This is a genomic window from Ligilactobacillus agilis DSM 20509 (assembly GCF_001436215.1).
Classification (GTDB): domain Bacteria; phylum Bacillota; class Bacilli; order Lactobacillales; family Lactobacillaceae; genus Ligilactobacillus; species Ligilactobacillus agilis.
Genome location: NZ_AYYP01000037.1, coordinates 1 through 4,331 on the forward strand (window position 1 = coordinate 1; position 4,331 = coordinate 4,331).

The 4,331-nt window shown below is 42.4% G+C and carries 3 protein-coding genes and 1 pseudogene; 1 reads left to right on the plus strand and 3 read right to left on the minus strand.

Going from position 1 to position 4,331, the window contains the following annotated elements; genetic code table 11:
* Positions 1–51: 51 nt before the first annotated feature.
* The 3 genes from FC14_RS05185 to FC14_RS05195 form a co-directional block, all read right to left on the minus strand.
* Positions 52–528: a nucleoid-associated protein gene (locus tag FC14_RS05185; protein ID WP_056976773.1), complete on the minus strand. Its 477-nt coding sequence runs from the start codon at positions 526–528 to the stop codon at positions 52–54.
* 90 nt (positions 529–618) lie between these two features.
* Entirely contained in the window at positions 619–2,001 is a 1,383-nt protein-coding gene (gene argH / locus FC14_RS05190) for an argininosuccinate lyase (protein ID WP_056976774.1), read from the minus strand.
* On the minus strand, positions 2,001–3,209 hold the full coding sequence (locus tag FC14_RS05195; RefSeq protein WP_050611595.1) for an argininosuccinate synthase: 1,209 nt from the start codon (positions 3,207–3,209) through the stop codon (positions 2,001–2,003). The genes argH and FC14_RS05195 overlap by 1 nt, the downstream gene beginning before the upstream one ends.
* A 228-nt stretch (positions 3,210–3,437) precedes the next feature.
* On the opposite strand from FC14_RS05195, the pseudogene FC14_RS05200 reads away from it, so the two are divergent.
* Positions 3,438–4,331, plus strand: a pseudogene (locus FC14_RS05200) (RNA-guided endonuclease InsQ/TnpB family protein); the annotation flags it as partial.

Below are 4,331 nucleotides of genomic sequence, written 5' to 3' on the forward strand. Positions count from 1 at the left end.
CAAAAAAGCATGAAGTAGCGGGAAGTATCCACTATTTCATGCTTTCAAGTTTCAGTCTTTAACAATAATTCCACAAGAAACGCCCTGGCCCGGGTTAGGGAGGATGGTTTTATTTTGACTAATCTTGTTGGTAACTAAGTTGTCATCGTCATAATCAATCAAGTGAATATACTTAGCACTAAAATCGAGCTTGACCATCCCCGTGTAGGTTTTGCCGTAGCCATCTTCAGCCCGGAAGAAGAGTAAGTCCCCTTCCGGAATCTCTTCCCAGGTTTTGATAGCCTCAAAGTAAAATTGGGTTAACTTTTCGGCTACTTCGATAAAGTCCTCGCTTTGACCTACCAAATATTGAGCCGGCTCACTAGCTGCCAAATCCAGGGTCAAACACTCACTGTTTAGAAATTTTTTGACTAACTTTTCAATGTATTCTTGAACGATTTGGTCACGCCCATCTAGTTCCTTTTGCGAAAAAACTGCACTATTGATTTCACGGTTCATTACGTTAATGACTGCATTTTTGATTTCCAAGCTGTTCACCTCACAGCTATTTTACCTAGGCCTAAGCAAAAAAGCAAAGTCCAAGCTGGACCTTGCTTTTACTCATTATGACAAAGAAACTTACTTGGCTAAATCCTGCTTGGCCAAGTCAATTTGGCGTTTAACCTGGTCAAAGCCAGTCCCGCCATAGGAGTGACGGCGTTTTACGGCCACATAAGCCTTTAAATCCTCGTAAACATCAGCCCCAATCTTAGGGTCGATTTCTTGATACCGGGCTAGCGGAATAGCCTGTAAACTCGTATTTGTCTTGAGCCCCTCTAAGACTAACTGACCAACAATTGCATGCGCCTGTCTAAAGGGAATCCCCTTAGTGGCTAAGTAATCGGCTAGCTCAGTTGCATTAGAAAAATCATTTTCCGTAGCGGCTAGCATCTTTTCTTTATTAACCTTAGCAGTCTCTAGCATTCCGCTAAAGATCTTTAGACTCGGAATAATCGTCTTAACCGCGTCAAAGACCCCTTCCTTATCTTCTTGCATATCCTTATTGTAAGCCAGAGGCAAGCCCTTCATGGTTGTCAATAATCCCATTAAATCTCCAAAGACCCGGCCAGATTTGCCCCGAATCAATTCAGCCATATCGGGATTTTTCTTTTGGGGCATGATTGATGAGCCGGTTGCGTATTGGTCAGCTAGTTCCAAGTAGCCGAATTCGTAAGAGCACCAGGAAATAATCTCTTCACAAAAACGAGAAAGGTGCATCATCAAGATTGAGGCGTTGCTTAGGAACTCTAAGACGAAGTCCCGGTCAGAAACGGCGTCCAAAGAGTTTTCATAGACGGCGCTAAAGCCTAGTTCCTTGGCGCTAAAGTGCTGGTCGATGGGAAAGGTTGTCCCCGCCAAAGCCGCCGCCCCTAAAGGGGAAATATCGGTGTGTAACTTATTGAACTCGAAACGTTCTAAGTCCCGCTTAAACATTTGGTAATAGGCCATTAAGTAGTGCCCGTAAGAAATCGGTTGGGCGTGTTGGAGGTGGGTATAACCCGGCATAATTGTCTCCACGTTTGCGCTCGCCTTGGCTATAATTACTTCCTGTAAATGCTTCAATTCGCTGATGACGGTTTCTAACCGGTACTTCAAATAGAGGTGTAAGTCGGTTGCGACCTGATCGTTTCTGCTCCGGGCCGTGTGTAATTTACCGGCTACCGGTCCAATTTCTTCGGTCAACAAGACTTCCATGTTCATATGAATATCTTCGTTAGCCACACTAAATTTAAGCTCCCCAGCGGCTAACTTTTGTTGGAGCGTTTCTAAGCCGGCAATGATTTGATCCGCCTCTTCAGCACTTAAAATTTGGGTGTGCTTTAACATCTTGACGTGGGCTAAAGATCCTTCTAAATCTTCATAGGCCATCAGCTGGTCAAAGCCAATCGAGGCCCCGAATTCATCGACCCACTGCGCGCCAGCCGCCTCAAAGCGACCACCCCACATTTTTTTAATCGCCATTAGTCTTTCCCCGCAATCTTTTGGTGGACTTGTGCATAAACTTGTTGTGGCAAGCCGTAGAGTTTGATAAAACCAGCAGCTGCTTCTTGGTCAAATTCATCGGCAGAAGTATAGGTTGCTAATTTTTCATCGTAAAGTGAGTTAGGTGACTTTCTTCCTTCACAAATCACGTTGCCCTTAAATAATTTCACCCTAACGACCCCGTTAACATCCTTTTGGCTTTCCTTTAAGAATGCTTGCAAGGCCTTCATCAATGGTGAGAACCATAGGGCGTTATAAATCATATCTGCAATTTGCTTTTCAATTAATGGCTTGAAGTGAGCCATTTCTCTTTCCAAGGTAATATCTTCAATATCCTTGTGGGCCTTCATTAAAACCGTTGCCGCTGGACATTCATACACTTCCCGTGACTTAATCCCAACTAACCGGTTTTCAACGTGGTCAATCCGCCCAATTCCATGCTTGCCGGCAATTTTATCTAGTTTCATGATTAATTGAGCTAGAGGTAATTTCTCACCATCCAACTTAGTTGGTACCCCTTGTTCAAAGGTGATTTCAATCACATCAGCTTCATCCGGAGTATCTTCTAAGGCGTTGGTTCTAGCGTAAGCATCCGCTGGTGCTGCTTGCCAAGGATCTTCCAAAATCCCACATTCGTTAGCCCGGCCCCAAAGATTTTCGTCGATTGAGTAAGGGCTCTTCTTGTTGATAGGAACTGGAATCCCGTTTTTCTTAGCGTAGTCAATTTCTTCTTCCCGTGACCAGTGAACCTCTCTGATTGGATCTTCAATCTTCATTTCCGGTGCTAAAGCGTGAATCCCTACTTCAAAGCGCACTTGGTCATTTCCCTTACCGGTACAGCCATGGGCGATTGCGGTCGCACCGTATTCCTTAGCGATTGCCACTAAGTGTTTTACGATTAAAGGCCGTGAAAGAGCTGAAACCACTGGGTACTTATTTTCATAGTAAGCGTGTCCTTGCAAAGCCGTTAAGCAGTATTCACTCGCAAATTCTTCCTTAGCATCAATCACGATTGATTCAACCGCTCCGACCGCCAAACCCTTTTGTTTAATGGCTTCTAGGTCCTTGCCTTCACCCACGTCAACGCAACAAGCAATTACGTCATAACCTTTGTTTTTTAACCACGCAATTTCAACGGAAGTATCCAATCCACCTGAATAAGCTAACACTACTTTTTCCTTTGTCATAATGAGTTCCTCCTACATATTCTTCTTTGTCAATGACTATATCCTAATGCTTTATGCAACAAAATGCAATAAAAATAATTAATATTCATAAAATAACTGAATATAGGTGGATTTTATACAAAATTGATGTATATAGGATTTGCATACTTGTATTTACTAAAAAAATAATTAAATATACACTTAAAAAGAATATCTATACAAAAAGTTAGACTGTATCCTAACGAAACTATGAAACAAGTGCTTGATGATTTATGTGATTATAGGCGTTATTGTTGGAATCAAGGCTTAGCTTTATGGAATGATATGTATGATGCTTCCTTAGTTTTAGGAGACAAGAAGTTACGTCCAAGCGCACGTAAGGTTCGCGATAAGTTAGTTGCCAACAAGGAAGATTGGCAGTACCAACTGTCAGCTCGGTGTTTACAGCTAGCCATTTCTGACTTAGGTAAAGCTTGGCAAAACTTTTTTAAGAAGTCATTACCAGATTGGGGCAAACCAAAATTTAAGTCTAAAAAGACAGTCCGCCAGGGTTTTAAGACGGACCGGGCTCAGATTGTTAATGGTAAGTTACGGTTGGATAAGCCGCAGGGGATTAAAGCCTGGGCTGATATCAGTTTAAAAGGTGCTGACGACTTAAAGGGTGAATTAAAAGTCGTCTCGATTTACCGTGAAAACGGTAAGTACTGGGCGAGCTTACCCTTTGAAGTTAAGGCGACGAAGAAAACTAAGACCGGACAAAAGACAGACGTTGACGTTAATGTTGGTCACTTTGACTATCCTGAAGGTCAAGTCAAGACCTTGCCTAACAATTTAAAGACTTTGTACAAACGCATTAAGCATTACCAACGCCTCTTAGCTAGAAAACGAGTAGTAAATGGAAAGAAAGCGACCCAAGCAAATAATTACGTTAAGACGAGGGCCAAGTTACAACGTGATTATCGCAAAGTCGCTAATATCCAACACGATATTGTTCAAAAGTTTACCACCTATGCTAGTCAATAATTATGGCCGCATTGTCATTGAAGATTTAGCAGTCAAACAGATATAGATGAGTCACGTCGCATCCAAAGGCTTACACCGGTCAATGTTTGGCTATTTCAAGCAAGTTTTAAAATATAAGTG